Here is a 24,413-nt window from a genome sequence, read left to right on the forward strand (position 1 = left end):
TCATCTCTTGAGACCGACGATGACGCACTGACTGTGTTCATCGCATTCCAGGCCGGGCACTCCGTGGAACTCGACATCCGTGAAACCGGCCTCCTGGAGAGCCGCCTTCCAGCCGCTCGCCCGGAGGAGGGGCGTGCCCTGGATCCGCTCGTCCTCGAACGCCCACCAGCCGGGGGTGAGCCCGAAGGTGAGGGTGTTGTAGTCGAGTCGGTCCGTGAGCTCGTTGAGGATCAGGACGCCGCCGGTCTTGAGGAGGGCGGAGCACTGGCTCAGGGTGCGGTCGACACGCCTGGTGGTGTGCAGCACGTTGCTCGCGACCACCACGTCCATCGAACAGGGTTCGATCCCCTGGGGCTCGGGGGCCCCTTCGATGTCGTAGACGGTGAAGTCCAGGAAGCCCCCTTCGGTGCCGAACCGGTCCTCGGCCACCCGTAGGAAGGCCGGGCCGATGTCGGTGTAGAAGTACCGCAACCGCTCGGTGTCCTCGGACAAGGCCTCCAGGACCGCGGCACTGGTGGCGCCGGTTCCCGCCCCCACCTCGAAGACGTGGGCGGTGGACCGGGGGAACCTCCGCGCGAAAGAACGGACGTGTTCCCGCACCCGTTCGGCCACCAGCTTGTTGTGGTACTCGGACTGGAGGTTGCCCTTGTAGACCTCGGCAACCAGTTCCATCGATCCGTCCGGGAAGACCACGTCGGTCCCGGGGCGACTACCGGAGAGGACTTCGGGTATCGCTTCCTGGCATGCGAGGAGCAAGGGCAGGTAGTCGGCGGCCTCATGGTGCTCGGCCGCCAGCTCCTCGGCCCTTGCCCGGGCAGCGTCCCCCTCCGAGAGGCGTTCGACGGCATCGAGCTCGGGTGTGGCCATGAGCCGGTTCCCGTCGGGCCTCAGATAGCCCTCCCGCTCCAGGATGTCCACGCACGCGTGCAGCATGCCTTCGCGTTCGGGGCCCTCCACGCCGAGGTGGTCGGCCAGCTCCTCCCGGCTCGTGGAACCGCCCGCGGCGGGAAGCACGCCGGCGTCCCGCAACCGGTCGGCCAGAAGCTGGGCCCCGAACTCGGTGACCGCCTCGAACGCGCTACTGAAGTTCTCGTACCGCTCGGGGTCGAGGGCCGGCGGCTGCCTGAGAACCCCCTCGATCTGTCGGGCCGCGATCGGAAGAGTCGGGTTCTCCAGCATGTTGAGGTGATCGTTGTCCAGTTCGACGACGCGGAAATCGTCCTGGACGATCTCCTTCCAGGGTTCGAGGTAGTCGTACCCGTCGAGGATGCGGGTCGGCTCCCAGTAGAGGGCGCTGGCCCTGCCGGTGAACCCGTCGGTGGCTTGGAAGAAGAGAACGGGAGAGGCGTCGTAGGGGAGCATCTCGTACTGCTGGTAGATGCCCTCGGAGTGCGCCGAACAGGTGAGCCCGCCGCTCAGGTAGAAGTAGATGTCGTCGGCCGAGATCCTCTTCTGCCCGCGTTCCTTGGCCAGCTTGGCGAGTTCGGCTACACGCAGGCTCGCGGGCAGGTGGGCGATGTCCTCCTTGCGGATGGCCCGCTCCGGGTACCGGTCGACCTTGAGGAAGTAGTTGGTCAGGTAGGTCTGGAGGAAATCCTCGTCGTAGATCCCGACGTGGCGGTCGAAGACCTCCTGCGTCGCGGGATAGGTGTCGAACATGACCAGGTGGCGAATGGTCTCACCCTCCTCGCTGAGCTTCCGGGCCATGTTCATGGCGATGAGCCCGCCGAAGGAGTATCCGCCGAGGACGTAGGGGCCCTCCGGCTGGACCATGCGCACACACTCGACGTAGTGGTCCACCATCTCCTCCAGGGAGTGGGGCATGGAGCGGCCGTCGGTGCCCTTGGCCTGGAACGCGTACAAGGGGTAGTCCGGTCCGAGCATGTCCGACAGCTCCTGGAACCAGGTGGAGTAGCCGGTGGCTCCGTGTACCCAGAAAGAGGTCTGTCCCTCCCCCCGGGTGTTGATCGGCAAGATCTCGGGGGGCAGGGTGTTGCCCTGTTTGCGTGCGCTCGCGCCGGCCGCCCCCTGCCCGGCGGCCGCACCCGCCAGGTACTCGGGATCCCGACCTTCGAACTCCTCCTCGAAGATGTACCGGGCCAGGGAGCGAACCGTGGGATGGTCGACCAGTGCCGTCAAGGGTAGCTGTACGTCCAACTCCTCCTGAACGGTCTGCATAATCATCGCACTGAGCATGGAGTCGACGCCGAAGTCCTGGAGGTCGCGGTCGTCGTCCAGCTCTCCCTCCTCCAATTTGAGCTTTCCAACCAGGAGATTGTGCAGAACCCCTTGGACGAGTTCCTGTCCGCTGAGTCCCGGTTGGGGGACCGGCCCCTGTGCGTTGCCGGGCCCGGCGGCGCGCCCGACCTCGGCACCGGGGAATCCGTGCTTGGGGTGTTCGGGTTCGGGGAACCAGTAGCGCCGTCCCGCGAAGGGGTAGGTGGGCAGGGGGGTTCTCACCCCCGGCAGGGGAAGGACCGTGTCCCAGTCGACCTCGGCTCCCCGGACCCAGGCGCGGGCCAACGCGGGAGCGTCCTTCGCCTCCTCCGTGCCTGATGCCTCGGCGCGTCCCCTGTACACCCCGGCCCCCGGGTCCGCACCGTCGAGGAAATTCCCCAGTGCGGTCCGGAGCGAGGCCAGATCGGTTGCGACGACGGCGAGCCTCTCGGCCATCTCCTCGCGGCCGCTGCGCAGTGTGAAGGCCACGGCGCCGGCGGAAGGACGGTCTCCCTCCTCTTCCCAGCGCTCGGCTCGTTCGCGGAAACGCGTGAGGACCCCCTCCAGGGCTTCCTCGGTGTGGGCTGAGAACACGAAGACCAGATCACGGTCGTCCGGCTGCTCCTCCTCCCTCCTCTGAGGGGGAAGATGTTGTTCGACGACGGCGTGTGCGTTGACCCCGCCGAACCCGAACGAGCTCACGCCTGCACGCAGGGGCGTTCTCCCTCCGCGCCCATCCGCGAACGGTTCCCAGGGCATGGTCTCGCGAACGATCTGGAACGGGGTCCCCTCCAGATCCACATAGGGGTTGACCTGGTCGAGATGGACGATCCCCGGCAGGGTCCTGTGCCGGATGGACAGGACCAGTTTGAGTAGTCCCGCGATCCCGGAGGCCGGCTCCAGGTGCCCGATGTTGGTCTTGACCGACCCGATACCGCACGAGACGGGGCCGGCCCCGCTTCCGAAGGCGGACTTGATGCCGTTGATCTCCACTGGGTCTCCGAGCTCGGTCCCCGTTCCGTGGAGTTCGAGGTAACCGACGCTGTCGGAGGAAACACCGGCCTCCTCCCACGCCGACCGCAACAACCGTGCCTGGGCCTGGGGATTGGGGGACGTCAACGACGCGGACCGGCCGCCGTGGTTGACCGAAGTGCCGCGGATGACCGCGTGGACGTGGTCTCCGTCGGCCAGGGCCCGGGACAGGGGCTTGAGGAGAACCGTCCCCACGCCCTCGCCCTTGACGTATCCGTTGGCGCGGCTGTCCAGGGTCTTGCACCTGCCGTCGGAGGACAGCAGCCCCATCATCCCGGCCGCGACCGTGGAGTGGGATGAGAGGTTCAGCGCCACTCCTCCCGCGACCGCCATACTGCTCTCGCCGCTGCGCAGCGAACGGATCGCCCTGTGGACGGCGACCAGGGAACTGGAACAGGCAGTGTTGACGGGTTCACTCGGTCCGTGGAGGTCGAGCAGGTAGGAGATGCGGTTGACGGAGATGGAGTGCTCGTTGCCCAGGGCCGCCTGGGCGTTCAGCACACCGGCCTCGTGCATGAGGTGCTGGTAGTCGTTGAACTGGATGCCGGCGAACAGGCCGATGTCGCTCCCGCCCAATTCGGAGGGACGGTAACCGGCGTCCTCGAAGGTCGACCACACTGTTTCCAGGAGTACCCGCTGTTGGGGGTCCATCATCTCCGCTTCGGCCGGGGAGATACCGAAGAACAGGGGATCGAACCGGTCGGCCCCCTCGATGAAGGCGCCCCAGCGGAAGGGACAACGTTCCTCCGGCGGCAGCGACTCGCTGTCGAGCTCGCGCCAGTCCCAACGTTCCGAGGGGATCTCGGTGACGAGGTCGCGCTGGTCGCGAAGGTTCTCCCAGTACCGGTCGAGGCCGGGGGAACCGGGGAACCTCCCGCTCATACCGATGATGGCGATGGGTTCGGTCCCCTCGTCCTCCTGTCCCTGGTGGACGGCGAAGGTCTGCGACGGGTCGGACAGGGCCGTGCCCGCGCTCCCGGCCGATTCCGGGGGTCCGACGGGAACGGTGTCCGAGAGCCGGTCGCCGTGCTCCTCCACCAGCCACTGTGCGATCGCCTCGGGACTCGGCCGCTCGAAGAAGAGGGCGGGCGAGAAGTCGACCCCGTAGTGGTCGGAGATCCGGCCGGCGAGGTCCTTGAAGGACATGGAGTCGAACCCGTAATCGTTCAGGCCGACCGGGGCCTCCATCCGCTCCGGATCCAGGCCGATGGCCCGCGCCGCGAGCTCCACGACTTGTCGGCGTACAGAGGCCAGGAGCTCCTTCGGCGCCGGTGGAGCGGTCGGCTGCGGCGGTGTCTCGGATGTGCGCACGGATCGTTCCGTTCTCGGTGTGGAAGGGGTCTGTGGTACTGCCGGGGACTCCGAGATCCAGTGCCGGTCCGCAGTGAACGGGTAGCCGGGCAGGGAGACCGTCCTGCGGCGTCCGGAGTGCAGTGGTCGCCAGTCGATGTCCGTGCCGACCGTCCAGAGCCGGGCGAGTTCTTCCATTGCTTGCCCGTCGAGCGGTCCGGGTCCGGCCGTCGCAGGGTCACCGTTCCCGTCCGCCCCCGTCGATACGACCGGGTGAGCGGGCGCGGTACCGCGGAAGACCGGGACCGGGGCGGTACTTCCCTCCGCAAAGGCCGTGAGGGTGCGGACCGCGGTGGCGAGGTCGCGAGCCACGAAGGCCATCCTCTCCTGCATGGCCTCGCGTCCGCGTTGCAGGGTGTGGGCGATGTCCGCCAACCTCGGGCGTTCCCGCCGGAACGTCGGGGCAGGGCCCCCGTCCACGCCGAAGAAGGACCGTAGTGCGTCGCGGTGCAACTCCACCAGGTTCGCGGCGAGTTCGTCGACGGTGTCCGGAGCGGGGGGCAGGTCGTCTCCCCTCAGCCCGTAGACCGCGTCCAGCTCGGCGCCGAGGCGTGCACGCGCCACCTCGTCCAGCCCGCTCTCGGCCAAGGAGTCGTCGGAGTGGAGGTCACCGCTGCGCAGGCCCAGGATCCCGCCGATGCGCCCGGTCAGATCCTCCGCCAGCAACGGCAGCAGTTCGCGCGGTTCACCGGTGACGTGGCGCCCCAGGCGCTCGGCCGTGCGCCGCGCGGATTCCGCCAGTGCTTCTCGCGTTCTCGCCGAGAGCACCAGGATCTGGGGGCTCCCGTCCTGCTCGCTGTGCTCCTCCTGGTCGGGTCCGCCCCGGTGGTCGCTCAGGATCACGTGGGCGTTGGCTCCGCCCGCGCCGAAGGAACTCACCCCCGCAACACGCCCGTACTCCCCCTTGGGCTCCCAGGGGGAGAACTCCCGTTGCACTTGGAACGGCGAGTTCTCGAAGTCGATCTCGGGGTTGGGTCGATCGGCGTGCAGGGAAGGCACCAGTGCTCCGTGCCGCATCTGCAGGAGGACCTTGGTGACCGCCGCGATCCCCGCCGCCGACTCCAGGTGCCCGATCGAGGACTTCACGGAGCCGATCGGCACGGTGTCGACCTGCGCCCCTCCCGGGGCGAAGGCCCCGTCGAGTGCGGCGATCTCGATCGGGTCCCCGAGCGAGGTGCCCGTTCCGTGCGCCTCGACGTAACCGACCTCGGAGGGGTCGGTCCCTGAGCGCCGGAGCGCCTCGGTGACGGCGGCGCGCTGGGACCTCGGGTTCGGGACGGTGTATCCGTTCGTCCTGCCGCCGTGGTTGACCGCGCTGCCCCTGATGACCGCATGGACGGTGTCGCCGTCCGCCACCGCCGCGTCCAGGGGCTTGAGGAGGAGGGCTCCCACCCCCTCTCCCGGAACGTAACCGTCGCCGTCGGCACCGAAGCTGCGGCAGCGGCCGTCGGAGGAAGCGAAACCGGTCTGACTCAGTTGGAGGTACTTCCTCGGGTGCGGGCTGAGGTTGACCCCTCCGGCGATGGCCGTGGAGCACTCGCCCCTGCGCAGGCTCTCGCAAGCAAGGTGGATCGCCGTCAACGAGGACGAGCACATCGTGTCGAGCGCGAGACTGGGGCCGTGGAGGTCGAGGAAGTAGGAGACTCGGTTGGCCACGGAGGCGAAGGAGGAGACACCGGCTCGGCCGTCCTCGCCCTCCACGAGCTGATAGTGCCCGTACATGACGCCGACGAAGACTCCCGTGTCCCCGCCCGCTAGACGGCTGCGGGGGCAACCGGCGTCTTCGAGCAGGTGCCAGGCGCTCTCCAGGAACAGGCGTTCCTGGGGGTCCATCGCCTCGGCTTCCTTGGGGGAGATGTTGAAGAAGAGGGAATCGAACCGGTCGATCCCGTCGAGGAAACCTCCCCACTTGGAATAGCTGGTTCCAGGGCGCCCGTCCGGACTGTAGAACCCCGCCAAGGGCCAACGGTCCTCGGGAATCTCGGTCACGCCGTCACGGCCGTGTACGAGGTTGTCCCAGAAGGTGTCCAGATCGGGTGCCTGAGGATAGCGGCCACTGACCCCGATGACGGCGATCTCCCCGTTCTCGCCGGAGGACACCACCGGTACCACCGCCGTGGATGCGGAGTCCCCGGTGGCCGTACACCCGGTCGGCGGAGGCACCGCTTGCGAGGTTCCGGTGGAGGTCTCGGACACCGCTGGAGAAGGGGCCTTCGCGGCCAGGACGTCGGGGTGTCTCCTGACGAAGTACTCCGCGAGTTCTCCGATGCTCCGGTGCTCGAAGAACAGCGTCTTGGCCAGGGGGCCGAACTCCTTCTCCAGACGGCTGGTCAGGCGCACGACCATGACGGAGTCGAAACCATAGGAATCCAGGGGTTCATCGGGAGAGATCCGTTCCTCAGGGATCCGCAGGACCTCGGCGAGAACGCGTGCCAACAGACTCCGGGCCGCTTCCTGGAGTCCCCGTACGTCCTCAGCTGGTCCGGCGCCGGCCGGCTCCTTCCGGACCGTGCCTTCTCCGGACGAGGGTCCGGCCACCAGGACCGACCTGATCTCCTCGGGGTCCCCCTTGAAGAACGACAGCCGGGGGCCGTCGAAGGCCAAGGCCTCGTCGAAGAGCGAGGTCGCCTCGTCCCGGCCGAGCATCCACGCACCGGGGCCGTCCTCCGGCCTGTCCGAGGCCGTGGCCATCCCTCCGGCCCAGGCGGGCCAAGCCACAGAGACCGTACGGCCCTGGCGCTCTCCGCGTTCGCGCAGGAGTTCGCGCTCTTCGGCGAAGGCGTCCAGAGCGGCGTTGGCGTAGGCGTAGTCCACTTGGCCGACGTTGCCGACGGCCGCGGTGAGCGAGGAGCACAGGACCACGAAGTCCAGGGGGTCGCTCTCGGTGAGCCGGTCCAGGACACGGATCCCGCGGATCTTGGCACCGATCACCTCGTCCGCCTGTTCCGCGCTCTTGGCGGCCATGAGGCGGTCGCGAACGACGCCGGCCGCGTGCACGATCCCGTTGAGGGCTCCGAACTCCGCCCTGGCTCCGGCCAGGACCCGGGCCATCCCGACAGGATCGGCCGCATCGGCCCTGGCGTAGGACAGGCGCCGGTCCGAGCGGGCGGAGAGCTCCTCGCCGAATGCCCGGGACGGTTCGGATCTTCCGGTGAGCAGGACTCGCGCGCCGAGGGACAGGAGGTGGTCCGCCAGGATCCGGCCCGCGTGTCCTGCTCCACCCGTGATCAGGTAGAAGCCCGTGCTCCTGATGTCAGAACCGGCGGAGTCCCCCGGGGGCGGCAGTTCCCGGAAGGAGGGGCACAGCACCGTACCGTCCCGTAGCACCCGCAGTTCCGCCGGCTCCTCCCGGGAACCGGCCCCCAACAGGACGTCCCGGGCCACGGAGCCCGCGCCGCCGTCCCCGGGTCCCCCGGGGAGTCCGACTGCCTGGAGGTACAGGTCCGGCTCCTCCGACCGCACGGTCCTGGCGAAGGCACCCAGCGGGGAACTTGCCCCTTCGGCGCAGGCCACCCGCACGGTCAGGGGTTCCGTGCGTGCTCTCGCGCTGAACGCCTGGCACAGCGCCAAGAGCCGGTGGAAGGACCGGTCGGGATCGAGTCCCCCCGGGTCGTCTTCCCAGGCCGCCGCAGGAAGGTCCCAGAACACCAGGATGCGTTCCGGCCGGCTTCCCTGCGGCAAGGAGTCCATGAGCCGGGCATGGTCCTCCGGTGATTCAGGGTCGAGTTCGAAGTGCTCCTCGGTGATACGGCGGAGCGACCGGCCCGGTGTCACTAGGACGAACGTTCCGTCCTCCTCCGCACGCAACCGTTCGGCGTGCCCCCCGTCGGTGTCGAGCACGAGGGTGGCCCGTGCCGGCTCTCTGGCGGGGATCGTGGTCAGGGGCAGGAGTTCGGGGACGAAGCGGAGGATGCGTTCCCCGCTCTGCGGCGCGGGAAGCGGTACCGTGGTCAGACCGAGCAGGGAGACGAGGACCCTGCCCTCCTCGTCCATGATCCGGGCGTCGAACCCCCCGTCCGTTCCACGGACGAGATGGACCGCGCATGCCGCGGTCAAAGGGGCGTGGACGGTGACCTCGGCCAGCGTGTGGGGGACGCGCGGGGTCGCCGCCTCCCCGGAGTCCGGGTCGAGGCCGATCATCGCCTGTAGAGCGCCGTCCAGGAGGGCGGGGTGCAGAGGATGGCGGGTCGGGTCCGACGTGAGCCCGGTAGGGAGGCCGAGCCTGGCCACCACCTCGTCCCCGAGGCCATGGACGGATTCGAGCACCCGGAACCCGGGGCCGTAGTCGAACCCGATTTCTGAGAACCTGCGGTAACACTCGGTCGCGGACAGGCGACGGCCGGCCCCGTGGCGTTCGAGGTCAGCGCGGGGTTCCTCCGGAGGCCGGGAGCCGAAACGCAGGAGGCCGCTCACCCCGGGTGTCTGCGCGCCCGCGTCACGGATGTCGAACCGCGTCCCCTCCTCCACCGAGGTGAGTGCGATCTCGAGCCCTTCCGGGTGGTCGGCCGTCAGCGGCCGGTGCCACACCACGTTTTCCACGCGGTCGGCTGCGGTCCCACGGGAGAGGGTTCCGGCGGCTCTGGCCAACTCCAGGGAGGCCATGCCCGCCAGGATCTTCTTACCGCCGACAACGTGGTCGTCGACGAGGAACCCGGCGCCCTCGGGACGGAACAGGTAACGGGGTCCGTCGCCGTCGGAGAGGTCTTCCAGAACCAGCCCCGGCCCCTCCTCCGCGGGTGTTTCGTGGGTCTTGCCTTCTCCGTCACCATCGGCCTGCGGCTGGTCGATGCGGTAACGCTCCCGGGTGAAGGGGTAGGTCGGCAGGGGGACGCGGCTCTCGGAGCCATCGAAGAAGGACTCGGGGTCCGGGGTCAGACCCCGCTCGTAGAGACCCGCCGCCTCTTCGAGGACCCGGCGGCGCTCCCCTCCCCGGGCCGAACGTTCCAGTTCCTCGCGCAGCTTCAGTGCGCTCCGCCTCTTCTCTGCGGTGCCGAGCTTCGGCACCTCCCGGACACCTTCCCGGAGTTCGGCCTCGAGGGCTTCGGCGAGTTCGTCGGCGTCGCCGGCAACCACGGCCGCCCGGTACGGGAAGTGCATGCGTCCCGCGTGGAGGGTGAAGGCGACATCGGGCAGGTGGACCCCCGCGCCCGTGCCCCGTAGCAGGTCACGCATGTCGGTGATGCGGGCCTCCAGGGCTTCCCGAGTCTTGGCGGAGAACAGGAACAGCTGGTCGCCGGCCCCTTCCGTCCGTCGCGGAGCCACGGGCGGTTCCTCCACCACAAGGTGTGCGTTGGTGCCGCTGTAGCCGAAGGAGCTCAGTGCCGCCCTTCGCGGCGCGCCCGGTGTACGCGGCCAGGGGAGTGGTTCGGTGGGTACGTGGAAGGGGGTCTCGGAGAAGCCGATGCGCGGGTTCTCCTTGGAGAAGTGCAGGCTCGGCGGGATCGTCTCGTGCTCGAGGGCGAGCAGGACCTTGATGAGGCCGGCCACCCCCGCGGCCTGTCCGGTGTGTCCGATGTTGGTCTTTACCGAGCCGATGGCGCAGAAACCGGCGCGGTCGGTGAACCGGCGGAACGACCGGGTCAGGGCATCGACCTCGATCGGGTCGCCCAGCGGTGTGCCCGTGCCGTGCGCCTCGACCAGGGAGATGCTCTCCGGGCTGATACCGGCCCTGTGGTAGGTGGAGGCCTGCACGTCCGCCTGTGCCTTGGCGCTGGGGGCCGTGATCCCGTTGGTCTTGCCGTCCTGGTTGGTGTCCCCCGCCAGGACGACCCCGCGCACGTGGTCTCCGTCGCGCAGGGCCGCTTCCAGGTCCTTGAGTACGACGACCCCGGCCCCTTCCCCCGGGACAAAGCCGTCCGCTTCCTCGTCGAAGGTCCGGCACAGGCCTCGTGGGGAGAGCATCTGGGCCTTGCTCGCGGAGATGTAGAACCCGGGCCCGACGAACAGGCAGACCCCGCCCGCGAGCGCCATCTCGCACTGCCCGGACTCGATGGCCTGGCACGCGAGCTGGATTGCGACCAGGGACGACGAGCAGGCGGTGTTCAGAGCGATGCTCGGACCGCGCAGGTTGAGCAGGTAGGAGATCCTGGCGGGGAGGATGGCCGTGTCGTTTCCCATGAGGACCTGCGCGTCCGCATCGATCCCGGACCGTTGGGAATCGGACACGTAGTCACTCGCCGGCGCTCCGGCGAACACCCCGCAGTCGAGGCCGTCGGTCCCCCCGGTGGCGTATCCGGCGTCCTCCAGGGCCGTCCACGCCGTTTCCAGGAACAGGCGCTGCTGGGGGTCCATCCTCTCCGCCTCGTGCCCGGATATGTTGAAGAACAAGGGATCGAAGGAGTCGACGGAGTCGAGAAACCCTCCCCACCGCGAGTTGGTCCTGCCTGGCGCGGCCGGATCGGGATCGTAGTAGCGTTCGGCGTCCCACCGTTCGGCGGGGACCTCGCGGACGGAGCAGACACCCCCGCTCAGGTCGCGCCAGAACTCCCCGGGGTCCGCGGCACCGGAGAAGCGTCCGTCGAGGCCGATCACCGCCACACGCCGGACGTCCCCCTCTTCCGTGCCGCCCTCGGCGGCGGGTGTCACGGAGTGCGCCGGCGCGGAACGCAGTTCCGCCATACGCCGCCGTCCCTCCTCGGGCGAGATGCTCTTCGCCTCGACGAGTTCGAGAATGGTCCTGAGCTCGTTATTCACCGGACCGCTCCAGCCGTTCGTAGGTTTGGTCGAGCGTCAGCTCACCCGCAGCCAAGCGCTCGAGGTAGGAAAGTTCCTCCGGGACGTCCCGGTCGTCCACGGCGTCCGTGGGTGTGTCCGGCCCGTACTCGGCGCAGACGAACTCCGCCAGTTCTCCCAGAGTGGGGTGGTCGAAGAGAGCCGTCGTCCTCAGCTCGATCCCCAGTTGCCGATTGATGGTCTCCACCAGTTCGACGAGGATGATCGAATCGACCCCGTAGTCCGTGAAAGGGCGTTCCGGGTCGATGTCGGCATCCGCCCGTCCGAGCGTCCGAGCGATACTCCGGGCCAATTCGTCCTGGACACGGTCCCTGTCGCGGGTCTCGACACCGCCGGGCTCCTCCTCGCCCACCGCTCCGTCATCGGCGCGGGCAGGCACGGTCTCGGCCGTACCTGCCGAGGCCAGGTCGCTGATCAGGACCTTCTGGCCGATCTCCCGACCCGAGGACCGGGCCGGGGCGTGTGCGGAGATCCGGGTGAAGCCCTGCCGTTCCAACAACCGTGTCCACGTACGGACCGTTGCCAGGGGAGAACCCGGGATCCTCAGGTGGTCGTCGTCGAAGCGCCACCACCCTTCCAGCAGCCCGAAGGTCAGAGTGGCGAAAGGGCTGAAGGCCGTGGTCTCGCTGAGGATGAGCCGACCGTTCTCCCCGAGGAGTCGCCGAACGTGGGCCAGGGTCCGGTCCAGGTCCCGGGTGGCGTGCAGGACGTTCGCGGCCAGGACGATGTCGAAGGTTCCCGCCTCGAAACCCTGATCCGCGGGGTCCGACTCGATGTCGAGCCGGGAGAAGGCCACGAAGGGGTGTTCCTGGGCAAAGCGGCGCCGTCCGTGGCGCAAGAACCCGGCGGACAGGTCTGTGTAGACGTACTCGATGTCCGACGCATGCGGTTCCAGAGCTGCGAGGACTGCTTCGGTGGTTCCGCCCGTGCCTGCTCCCACCTCGAGGATCCGCAGGCGTCGCGGGCCACTCCGCTCGCGGGCGTAGGCCGCCACCGCATGAGCGGCGAGCGTGTTGAGGCGGTCCGCCAGGGGATCTCCCCTGTAGACGTTCTCGACCAGTTCCATCGAGGAGCCCGGGAAGAGCACCGACGTCGGATCGGTCGCGCCCCGCAGAAGATCCCGGTAGCGGGTCAGGCACGCCCTCAACAATTCTGTGTGTGCCGCGACCTCCGGGCGGTCGGCGGCCAGGGCCGCCAACCCCTCCTGCGGGTCGCCCTCCATCTCTCGCACCGATGTCAGGAGGCCGCCGTCCCTGGTCAGGAACCCCTCCCGGCACAGGATGTCGACGAGGGCAGGTACAAGACGCGCGTGCTCGCCGACCACGCCGAGTTCGGCCGGCAGACTCCGGGCCGAACGCTGCTCCCCCGGTTCCCGGAACACCCCGAGTTCACGGAACGAACGCATCAGCAGGGCCGCGCCCAGTGCGTCAAGGGCCGAATGCGCCTCGGCGAGCCTGTCTCCGTCGGGTTCGGGTCCCAACGGGCGTCCCGCGAGCGGGTCCCACCCGGATCCGGCTGAGGGCTCGGCGGAGGGTTCCGGGGCCCCGACGCGGTCCGTGGTCACACCGAACCTGTCCAGGACCCGGTCCTCGGCCTTGAGCACCAGGGTCTGGACGGTACGGCCCGAGAGGACGGTCTCCAGTGCGCGCATGCCCTCGGCGGTGTCTATGGAGTGCACACCGACCGCGCGCATCCTGCGCCGGTAGGCGGCCTTGGCCACGACGCCGACCTCACCCCAGTACCCCCAGTTGACGATACGCACTGGTACACCGGACTCGTACAGCGCCGCGGCGTAGGCGTCCTTGAAGGCGCAGCCCGCCGCATAGTTGGACTGGCCGGCGTTGCCGCTGAAGGACTGGGCGGAGGAGAAGAAGGCCAGGAAGTCCAGCTCTTCGCCGCGCAGAGCCCTGGCGAGGGTGACCGCCCCCCGGACCTTGGGCTCCAGGGCCGCCTCGAAAGCCGCCTCGTCCAGATCGGCGACACGTGCGTCGCGCAGGACCAGGGCCGAGTGGAACACGCCGTGGAGGACGCCGTGGCGCTCGCGCGCGAGCTCGACGGCCTCCCGCATCGACCGGTCGTCCGAGGCGTCGGCCTGGATGTAGAAGGCGCTGCCGCCGGCGTCGGTGACGGCTCGGATGCGCGCTTCGATGTCCGCGTCCTGCGGGCGGCGCCCCACCAGGGCGATCCTGGCCGAGAAGGAGCGAGCCAGGTGCAGGGCGAGCTCCGCGCCGATCCCTCCGGCTCCGCCGAGGACGAGGTAGCTGCCGCCCTGCCTGAGGGCCGGTCCGGAGGGCTCCTCGGTGCGGGATTCGACGAGGACCCGCTCCCACCTGTGGCCCCTGCGCAGGACGACTTCGTTGCCCAGAGGGTGTCCGGGTTCGTCCACCACCGACGCTGCCACGGTCCCGGGGTCGCGGACCAGCTGGTCGGGGCACACGTCCAGACAAGCGACGCGCCAGTCCGGGTACTCCTTCGCCAAGGACTTCGTCAGGCCTGACAGTCCGGCCGCGAAGGGGCGCCCGGGCCGCGTCCCGTCGATTGCGTGGACGCCGGCGGTCACGACCGTCAGGTGGGGCCGCAGCTCGGCCGAGCCGCGGGACAACAGCGCCTTGACCGCCCGGAAGAGGGAGCGTACCCCGCTCTCCTGGGCCCGTTCCAGGTCGGCCAGGGAATGGAGGTCGGTTCCGCCGGGACCGGCGGAACCGTCGTCGAGTCCTCCCAGGAAGTAGATCCGCTCCGGCCCGGGCAGAGGGGCGATCGCCTTCTCCAGGGCAGCGGGATCACCCGGGGCCGGCCGCACCACGTGTGTGTCGGCGTCCCGGTGCAGTTCGGCCAGTCGCCGGTCGAGGCCGTACGTCTCACCGGGTGCGATGATCAGTACGGGCCCTTCCGTGCGCCCGGCGTCCTCGACGGGGCCGAGAGCACGCCAGTGGGGTCGAAAGAGGCGCGTGGGTACTCGGGGCTTGAGCTCACGGTAGGAGAGCCCGTCGATGACGACGCAGGGGTTTCCGTCCACATCGACGATCTTCAGCGCGCACTCCCCGGGAGAAGCCTGGTGAACATGGGCGAAGCTCTTCTCCGGAACTGGGCGCAGCACGCGGATCCCGTTCATGGCGAAGGGGACGTGCGGCCGCTGGCCCGGCGTCTCGGGCTGCAACGCGGCCACCGATTGGATGGCGCCGTCCAGGACCCCGGCGGGCAGCCCTTCCTCCGGCCCCTCGTGCACGAGTGAGGCCAGAGCTTGCGACCGGTTCAGGGCGATCCCCTTCACCGTTCGGAACCTGGGCCCGTAGAGCACCCCGATCCTGGTGAAACGGTCGTAGTGTTCCCGTCCGGTGACCTCCCGGTCACAAGTTTCCTCGATGCGGGAAAGATCCACCCGTTCTCCGTGTCCGGTCCCGGCGGAGACCGTCCCCCTGCTGTGCACGGTGGGCTCCCCGGCGGAGTCGGCGGTCCGGACCTCGAAGGACAGTTCTCCCGACTCTTCCGCGCCCCTCGGGCGGAGGAGGACCTCGACCTCCTTTCCGTTCTCGACGAAGACCGGGCGCAGCCAGACACAGCGGGTGAGGGTGACCGGTTCGTCGCCGGCCAGGTCCCGCCAGGCCCGGTGGACCAGGGACAGGTGTCCGGCGGCGGGCAGGAGAGGACTCCCGTCGACGACGTGGTCACGGACGACGGGATCGTCCGCCGCGATCCAGTACTTCCTCGACGTCCCGTCCGAGGGCTCCGGGACACGTCCTCGGAGAGCCTCCGTGGGCGGTTCGGCCTCCGTGGGCGGTTCGGCCTCCGTGCCCGGAGCCCGGTACTCCTCCCGGGCGAACGGGTAGGTGGGGAGAGGCACTCTCCTGCAGGTCTGCCCCGCGAACACGGGCGACCAGTCGACGTCCTCTCCCTCCCGGTACCGCCGCACCGTGTCGGAGAAAGCCCCTTCGACGACTCTGGCGCCTCCTCGGTCCTGCCGAGAGGCGGACAGGCCGATCCGGCGGCGCAACTCCTCGGGTCCGTCGGCCGTGAACACCTCGCGGACGTCGAAGTGCGACCGTCCGACCGCCAGGGTGAAGGCGATGTCGCGCCACTCGTGGCGCGACCCGTCGGTCTCCAACCACCGGGAGAGGTCGAGCAGGCGTGCTCGCAGTGCTTCGGGGGTCTTTGCTGATACGGGGACCGGATAGGTGCGGTCCGTCCCTTCCGGTACCCGTGCCCGTGCGGCCGGGGCTTCCCGGGCGACGACGTGGACGTTGGTACCGCTGAACCCGAAGGAGCTGACGGCGGCGGTCCGCGAGCCGCCGCTCGGACGGGCCCAGGGGCGGGCTTCGGTGTTCACACGGAAGGGCCCGTCCGCGAAGGGGATGTGGCGATTGGTGTCCTCGAAGTGGAGGGAGGGGACCAGGCTGCCGTGTTCGATGCACAGCAAGGCCTTGATCAGGCCGGCCACACCCGCGGCTGTCAGTGTGTGCCCCAGGTTCGACTTGACCGACCCGATCGCGCAGAACCCCTTGCGGTCGGTGAACCGGGAGAACGCCTCGGTCAGTGCCTCGATCTCGATCGGGTCGCCCAAACGGGTGCCGGTGCCGTGGCATTCGACGTATCCGATCTGCTCGGGATCGACCCCGAAACGGCGGTAGACGTCGCTCTCCAAGGCGCTCTGCGATGGCGCGCTGGGGGCGGTGATGCCGTTGGTCCTGCCGTCCTGGTTGGCCCCGGTGGCGCTGAGGACCCCGCGGATGTGGTCCCCGTCCCGTAGTGCGGCGTCGAGGCTCTTGAGCACGACGACCCCGACGCCCTCGCCCGGGACGAAGCCGTCGGCCCCGTCGTCGAAGGGCCTGCACCGCCCGTTCGGGGAGAGCATCCCCGCCTTGCTCGCGAGGACGTGGAGTTCAGGCGTGTGCAGAACGGCGACGCCGCCCGCCAACGCGGTCTCGCACCGGCCCTCGCGGATGGCTTCGCAAGCCATGTGCACGGCCATGAGCGAGGAGGAGCAGGAGGTGTCGACCGCGGTGCTGGGGCCGCGCAGGTTGAGGTGATAGGCCGCACGGGAGGCCAGGATCGCCGGGTGCGTACCAGTGAAGGTGTAGCCCTCGGTGGGAACACCGTTCTCCCGCAGCAAGTGGTGGTAATCGCCCATGGCTGCCCCGACGAAGGAGTGGTACTCGGCGCCGTCCACGGAGCGGTCGGAGTATCCGGCGTCCTCCAGGGCCCGCCACGCCTCCATCATGTAGAGGCGCTGCTGCGGGTCCATCAAGCGTGCTTCACGGGGGGACATCCCGAAGAAGGCGGGATCGAACTCGTAGGCGTCCGCCAGCACCGACCCCCACTTGCTGTAGGTCTTTCCGGGTTCCGAACGGTCCGGGTCCCAGTAGCGCTCGGTGTCCCAGCGATCGGAGGGGATCTCGGCGACCGAGTCACGGCCGGCGACGAGGTTGTCCCAGAACTCCTCCAGGTTCCGTGCGTGGGCGAAGCGTCCGGACATACCGATCACCGCCACGTCCGTGCTCCTGGCGGCGACCTGTACACCGGACCCGGGTGAAGAAACCGGGTCGCGGCCGGCCGCCGTGGTCTCCGGGTCCGGGGCGGGTGAGGGCTCGGGCCGCACGGGTGAGGGCTCGTACCGTGAGCCACTGAACGGCTGTGCGGCCCGTTCCCCGATGATGTGTTCGCTGAGCGAACGGATATCGGTGTAGTTGAAGAAGTCCGTGGGCCTGAGCTCGGTCCCGAAGGCCTCGTTCAAACGCTCCACGATCTCCACGGCGAGAACGGAGTCCACCCCGAAGTCGGCGTGGGGGGTGTCGAGGTCGAACTCGGTCGCGGGGATCTCCAGGATCTCGGACATGGCCCCGGCGACGGTCTCGCGCACCGTTCTCGGGTCCGACTCCGGGAACCGGGAAGGCGTCTCCCCGAGGGGTTCCGGAGTCGCCTCCACGGGAGCGGACTCCTTATCACCGGGCCGCTGTCCGCCACTGCCGGCGGAGGCCGCGCCCTCGGCACCGCCATCACCGACCGGCACGCCCGGGGCCGGGGACGCCTCGCCCCATTCGGGCACCCAGTAACGCTCCCGGGCGAAGGGATAGGTGGGCAGGGAGACCCGGCGGGCCCCCGATCCGGTGAGGGGAAGGGCGTGGCCGATGTCAGCCCCGGCCGCCCAGAGCCGGGCGATGCGTTCGAGGTCTCCCCGCCTGTGCAGGGACTCCACGAAGGTACGACCCTCTTCCCCTTCCAACAGCCCGTCCATCAGCGCGGTGTCTCCCGTTGCGCTCCCGAGGACGGTGTCGGGGTCGTCGGTCCCGGCACCGAAGCGGCGCAGGCGCTCGGCCAGTTCGGCCGTGTCGCGGACGACGAACACCGCACGTTCTGCCAGGGGCTCGCGACCGATCTGTAGTGTCAGGGCGATGTCCTGGAGCCGGTACCCGTTCGTGACGGGTGCGGTGCCGCTCCGGTGGGGGGCGCTCTCCGCGATCCAGCGGGCGAACCCGGCGAGGGTGCGGCAGGCGACCAGTTCCTCCGGGGCGGGCCGGACACCGTACTCGTTGCCCGCCCACTCGGCCAGTGCCGACCGGGACACCTCGTCGAAGCCCAGATCCTCCAGGTCGTCCCCGGCATCGACCGACGCGTCGGGGACACCGAGGACGCGAGCGGCCACCGCGCACACCGCGTCCGGGTCCACCGCAGGGGCCGGCTCAGCCGTGGCAGGGGCACCGACGGCCTCGGCCAGGTCCAGAGCGATCGACCGCAGCCCCTCGGGCGTGCGTGCGGAGATGGGGACCAGCTCGGCAACGGCTCCCGGGGCGACACGGGTGTTCATGTCGGTGGCCGGTAGGTACTCCTCCAGAACGGCGTGGGCATTGGCCCCTCCCGCGCCGAAGGAGCTGACCGCGGCCGCTCTCGGGAGCTCCCGTCCGTCTTTGACCGGACGGTGCCAGGGCTCGGTGGCGCGTTGCACCGAGAAGGGCGTGTCCGCAAAGCGGATGTTGGGGTTCTCCGGCTCGGAGTGCAGGGAGGGTACGAGTGTGCCGTGCTTCATCTGGAGGAGGACCTTGGTCAGACCGGCGATCCCGGCCGCGGACTCCAGGTGTCCGATGTTGGACTTGACCGAACCGACGGCGCAGTGTGTTTCCCCGCCGGCTCCGGAAGCGGCGAAGGCCCGCGTGAGTCCGTCGACCTCGATCGGGTCGCCCAGGCTCGTACCCGTACCGTGGGCCTCGACGTAACCCACCCGTTCGGGCCCGAGACCGGACCGTTCGAGAGCGGCGCGGACGACCTCGGCCTGGGCGGCGGGGGTGGGGACGGTGAAACCGTTGCTGCGTCCCCCGTGGTTGACGGCCGTGCCGCGCACCACCGCGTAGACGTGGTCCCCCTCGGCCAGGGCCTTGCTGAGGGGTTTGAGCAGGACCGCTCCCACGCCTTCCCCGGGAACGTAGCCGTCCCCTCCCTCTCCGAAGGTGCGGCACCGTCCGTCCGTGGAGGCGAAGCGCCCCTGGGAGAGCTGTAGATAGCGGTTGGGGTGGAGGATGGTGTTGACGCCGCCCGCGATCGCCTCGTCGCAGTCGCCCAGCCGGATGCTCGCACACGCCATGTGCAGGGCGGTGAGGGAGGACGAGCACATCGTGTCGAGAGCCAGGCTCGGCCCCTGGAGGTCCAGGACGTGGGAGACGCGGTTGGCCACGGCCGCGGACAGGGAGGCGGGTACGAACCCCTGCTCCTGGGCCCTTCTGTCGGCGCCGTAGAGCTGGTACTGGGAGTACATCACCCCGACGAACACACCGACGCCGCGCCCCGCCAGACCCTCACGGGTGTGTCCGGCGTCCTCCAGAGTGTGCCACGCGGTCTCCAGGAAGAGCCGTTCCTGCGGGTCCATCCGGCGGGCTTCGCGCGGAGAGATGTTGAAGAACAACGGGTCAAAGGCGGCCACGTCCCGGAGGAAGCCGCCCCACTTGCTGTAGGAGGTGCCGGGCGCCTCGCCCCGGGGCGCGAAGAACGGGGAGTGGTCCCAGCGCCCGGACGGGACCTCGGACACGCAGTCCCGGCCCCGGAGAAGGTTCTCCCAGAGTTCTCCGGGGTTCTCCGCCATCGGGTAGCGGCCCGCCAGCCCCACGATCGCGATCGGGTCGTCCTCCACGGCCCTGCGCTGTGGCGCGGCCGCTTCCGCCGGACGGGACCGTTCCTGTACCACCCCTTCCCCGGTTTCCGGCGCAGGGCTCCGGGAAGGACCGCCGAACGCCTCTGTGACCGCCTCCGGATGGTTCTGGACCAGGTACAGGGCCAGAGCGTTGGTGTTCGAATGCTCGAAGAAGAGCGTCTTGGGCAGTTCCCCGAACACTTCCTCCAGTTCCCGGGTGATGTTCATGGCCATGACCGACTCCACACCCAGGTGCTCGAACCGCTCTCGGGGATCGAGGCGTCCACCGGGGAGCTTGAGTTCTCCGGCGAGTGCCGTGGTCAGGAATCGGGTGAGGGCGCGGGGTACTCCGGTCGAGGGGGCGGAGTCGGCCCCGGCACCGCCGGAACCAGCCGCGGTGTCGGGGACGGAGCGGCCAGAGCCTCCGAGGGAGCGGAGAATGCGTTCCCTGTGACCGTGGAAGACAGCGATGCGGGAGGGCCCCTCGGCGAGGGAACGCTCCAGGACCTCCATGGCGGTTACGGAGGGCAGGGGCACCCACCCGCGTTCCTGCTCCGCCCTTTCCTGGAGGGCCCGGCCGATGTCCATACCACCCGATCGCCAGAGCGGCCAGGCGACGGACACCGTCCTGCCGGAACGCACGCCCGCTTCCCGCAGGGTCTCTCGCCGGTCCGCGAAACCGTTCAGGAAGGAATTCGCGAACGCGTAGTCGGTCTGGCCGGCCACACCGGTGACGGAGCTGGCCGAGGAGAAAAGGGCGAAGAAGTCGAGCGGCTCCTGCCGTGTGGCCAGGTCCAGATGGTGGGCGCCCCAGATCTTGGGGGTGAGGACCTCCCGCGCCTCCGTTTCCTTCTTCCGGGCCACGAGTGCGTCCCGGGTCGTGCCCGCGAGATGGAATACACCGTCGACACGGCCGTACCGCTGCTTGGCTGCGGCGACGAGTTCCCGGGCTCCGGAACCGTCGGAACAGTCCGCGGCCACGTAGAGGCCTTCTCCCCCCGAGGAGGCCAGTTCGGAGAGGAAGGACTCACCGTTCCCGTCCAGGGGGGAACGGCCGTTCAGGACCAGCCGGGCCCGGTGGTGCCGCGCCAGGTACAGGGCGAGTTCGCGGCCGATCCCGCCGAGTCCGCCGGTGAGGAGGTAGACCCCCTCCTCGCGCAAACCCGCGGAGGACGCTCCTGCGGCCGTCGCGTGCCGCGCGTACCGGTGCTCGGCCAGGGACCGGACCCGCACACGGCCGTCGCGAAGGCACGCCTCGGCCCCGGCCCGGTCCGTCCGAGCGAGCTCCGCGGTGACCGCGGAGGCGGCTTCCCCGTCCCAGAGAGGTGTGCCATCGGGGCATGCGGGCAGGCCCAAGGTGGAGAACCGTGTCCTCGGGTCCTCCTGGGCGAGCGCGGCGAACATGGCCGCGGCCGAAGAACCGATGAGCCCTGCGTGCGAGGTGTCGTCGGGGTGTGTGAGGACCAGGCGCGGGGGCCGGGACGGCATGCCTCCGGCGATCGCCCGGGACAGAGCGAGCAGGGAGTGGGCGCCCCTGTCCAGGGATCGGCCGAGTGCGTTCTCGTCCGATTCCGGCAGGGCCTCGGACCAGTCGTGGACCATCGCGGACACCGGTCCGGAGGTCCGGGCGACCGCTTCGAGCAGCCTCGTGTAGTGGGACTCCGCTGTCGGATCGATCTCGTAGCTGTACGGGGTGTGCTCGTGGAAGCGCTGTCCCGCCCGTACTCGGACAACCGTTCCGTGGAGTCCGCTGAGGGCTTCGGCGCATGCTTGCCTGTCGGAGAACACGAGCAGCACGTCCGATGTCCGTGCGGGTAGGACGGAGGCGAGGCCGTTCTGTTCCTCCCACCGCGGTTCCAGAACCAAGGTGTCATCGCCGACTGTGGGCACGGGGCGCGCCACCAGCCCGTCGACACTCACCGCGGCGCGGCCCTCGGTGTCGGTCACCGTCAGGTCGAAGACCCCGGAGGGCCCTCCGGCCGAGGCGCCGTCGCGGGAACGGGCGTGGACACGGCATTCGGTCGGCAGCGGACCGTGCACGCGCATGCGCTCGACCGCGAAGGGGATGCGTGCGTTCCCGTCCTGGCCCTCCGTCCCCAGTGACGCCAGGACCTGGAACGCACCGTCGAGCAGCTCCGGAGGCAGAAGGTATCCGTCCTCCCGTGCGTGGGCACCCGAAAGTCGGGCGACCACCTCGCCGTCACCGGTGTGGAGGGAGCCGATGACACGGAACCCCGGCCCGTGGACGAGCCCGCCCTCCTCCATGCGCCGGTAGTGGTCGTGCGGAGGGACGCCATCGGTGCACGCCGCACCGAGCGCTTCGATGTCCAGCGTCCCGGGCGGCTCCTCGGGGGCCGAGCGTCGACGGAGTCGGCCTCGCACGTGCGTGGCCGGTTCCTTCCCGGGTTCGCCGCCACTGATGGTGAACGCCGCCTCCGTGTCGGAACGGTCGACCTCGACGGTCACTTCGTGGACGCCCTCGGCGGACACCGCCACAGGCGTCTCGAAGACGGTGTCCAGGAGATCGGGCGTCTCGCCCAGTCCTGAGCGGGCGCCCGCGGCGCGGGCCATCTCCATCAGTGCCGCAGCCGGCAGAACCCTCTGCCGGTGCACTTCGTGTCCTCGCAGGAGGGGGTGGTCCCCCCGCAGCCGTGTGTTGAGGACGCACTGCTGCGGGGTGGAAGCGTCACGGCCGATCAGGGGGTGCGTGGGCGCGTCACCGGCGGCGGGGGCCGAAACCGTCTCCGGCCAGTGGCGCTCGCGCAGGAACGGGTACCCGGGAAGCGAGACCGTGCGGGGAGAGCCTTCCTCCACGGGGGCCCAGTCCACGTCCGCACCCGCCACCCAGACCTCGGCGAGCCCGCGCAGGTCCTTGGCCTCCGTCAAGGCACCGATCCGCTCCTGGCCCACGGGTGGTACGGGGGCTCCGTCCTCGCCCCGTTCCACCCTTCCCCGGAGCGAACCCTCCGGGGTCTGGCCCCGGGACACGGACCTCAGGTCCGAGATCAGCGTGCCGCGGTCACGGGAGGTGAGTACGAGCCGTTCGTCCCAGGCGTCCCTTCCATTGCGCAGCGTGTGGGCGACGGAGGCGAGCAGGCCCGCCTCGTCGGTCCCCTCGTGCTCAGGACGTTCCAGGTGACGGGCGAGGTTCTCGGCATGAACACTCAAGCGCTCCTGACTCCTGGCGGAGAGCAGGAAGAGATGGTGTCCCCGATGGTCCTCGGCCGGGTGCGGGCGGTCGACGTATTCCTGGACGACGAGGTGGGCGTTGGCTCCCCCCGCGCCGAAGGAACTCAGTCCGGCGATCCGCGGGGAGGGTGCGGAGCCGTCACCGGGCGAGACCGGTTCCCAGGACGAGAGCTCGCGCTGGACCCTCAGCGAACCCGAGCCGAAGTCGATGGCGGGGTTCAGCTCATCCGAGTGCAGAGAGGGGACCAGGGCACGATGGCGCATCTGGAGCACGATCTTGGCCAGACCGGCTATACCGGCGGCCCCCTCCAGGTGTCCGATGTTGGACTTGACCGAACCGACCGCACGCGGTGCCGCCCCTGGGGGGAGGGGGCCCAGGGCGCGGTCCAGCGCGGCCATCTCGATGGGGTCCCCCAGGGCCGTACCCGTGCCGTGCGCCTCCACGTAACCGACCTGACCGGGGTCGACACCTGCCCGGCGGTAGGTCTCACCGATGAGGCGGGTCTGCTCCCGGGGGTTGGGGACCGTGTAGCCGTTGGTCCTCCCCCCGTGATTCAGGGCACTGGCACGGATCACGGCGTGGATGCGGTCCCCGTCCGCCTCCGCTTCGGCGAGGGGGCGCAGGACCACGGCTCCGACCCCTTCACCGGGCACGTAGCCGTCGCCCCCCTCACCGAAGCTGCGGCAGCGCCCGTCGCTGGAGGCGTAGCGTCCCTGACTGAGGTCCAGGTACTTGGCGGGGTGGAGGGTGAGGTTCACCCCGCCTGCGAGGGCCGCCTCGGTATCCCCGCGCCGTAGCGCTTCACAGGCCAGGTGGACGGCGGTCAGGGAGGAGGAGCACATGGTGTCCAGCGCCATGCTCGGGCCGCGCAGGTCGAGCGTGTACGAGACGCGGTTGGCGATCGAGGCGTAGGAGGAGCCCAGGGACAACGGGTTGCCCAGGAGCGTCTGTTCGGCCTGGAAGAGCTGGTACTGGGAGTACATGACCCCCACGTAGACCCCGATGTCGCGCCCGGAGATGCGTTGCCGTGTGTATCCGGCGTCCTCCAAGGCGTGCCAGCTCTCCTCCAGGAACAGGCGTTCCTGGGGGTCCATGCGTTCGGCTTCCCGGGGAGAGACGTGGAAGAAGGAGGCATCGAAGGCGTCGACACCGTCCAGGAAACCTCCCCACTTGCTGTAGCTCTTGCCGGGGCGGCCCTTGTCCGGATCGAAGTAGAGGTCATGGTTCCAGCGTTCTTCGGGGATCTCCGTGACGCAGTCGCGCCCGGTCCTCAGGTTGTCCCAGAAGGCGTCGAGGTCGGGGGCCGAGGGGAAACGCCCGCTGATCCCGACGATCGCGACGTCGATGTCCTCCTCACCGGACGCGGAGCGGGCCACGGGCGAGGGCGCGGAGACGCGGGGGAGCTCCGGTTCCGGAGACACCTCCTCCGGGCCGGAGGCCCGTGCCAGACGTGCGGCAACCTCGGGGCGCTCGGCGCTCAGGTGGGCTGCGAGTCCGTCGACGGTCCGGTGCTCGAAGAGCAGTGTGGGGGGCAGGTCCCCGAAGTCGTTCTCCAGGGCGCGGACCACGTTGAGCGCCATGACCGAGTCGAACCCGTACCGTTCCAGGGGTTCCTGTGGCGAGACGGGGCGGCGTACCTCGTTCTCGACGACGCGTCTCACGCGATCGAGGACGGGGGCCTCCGGTTCCTCCGTTCGTTCCCCACTGGTCGCGGGAGCCTCTGGAGCATCCCCGGTGAGGAAACGGAGCGCCTCCCGTGTGGACAGATTGCCCCGTCGA

The 24,413-nt window shown here is 69.7% G+C and carries 2 protein-coding genes; both read right to left on the minus strand.

Going from position 1 to position 24,413, the window contains the following annotated elements; all coding sequences use genetic code 11:
* Entirely contained in the window at nucleotides 1-11,292 is an 11,292-nt protein-coding gene (locus D456_RS0118310) for an SDR family NAD(P)-dependent oxidoreductase (RefSeq protein ID WP_020480252.1), read from the minus strand.
* Entirely contained in the window at nucleotides 11,285-24,295 is a 13,011-nt protein-coding gene (locus D456_RS26675) for an SDR family NAD(P)-dependent oxidoreductase (protein WP_017577637.1), read from the minus strand. The genes D456_RS0118310 and D456_RS26675 overlap by 8 nt, the downstream gene beginning before the upstream one ends.
* Between the last annotated feature and the right edge of the window lie 118 nt (nucleotides 24,296-24,413).

Source organism: Nocardiopsis kunsanensis DSM 44524 (assembly GCF_000340965.1).
GTDB classification, from domain to species: domain Bacteria; phylum Actinomycetota; class Actinomycetes; order Streptosporangiales; family Streptosporangiaceae; genus Nocardiopsis; species Nocardiopsis kunsanensis.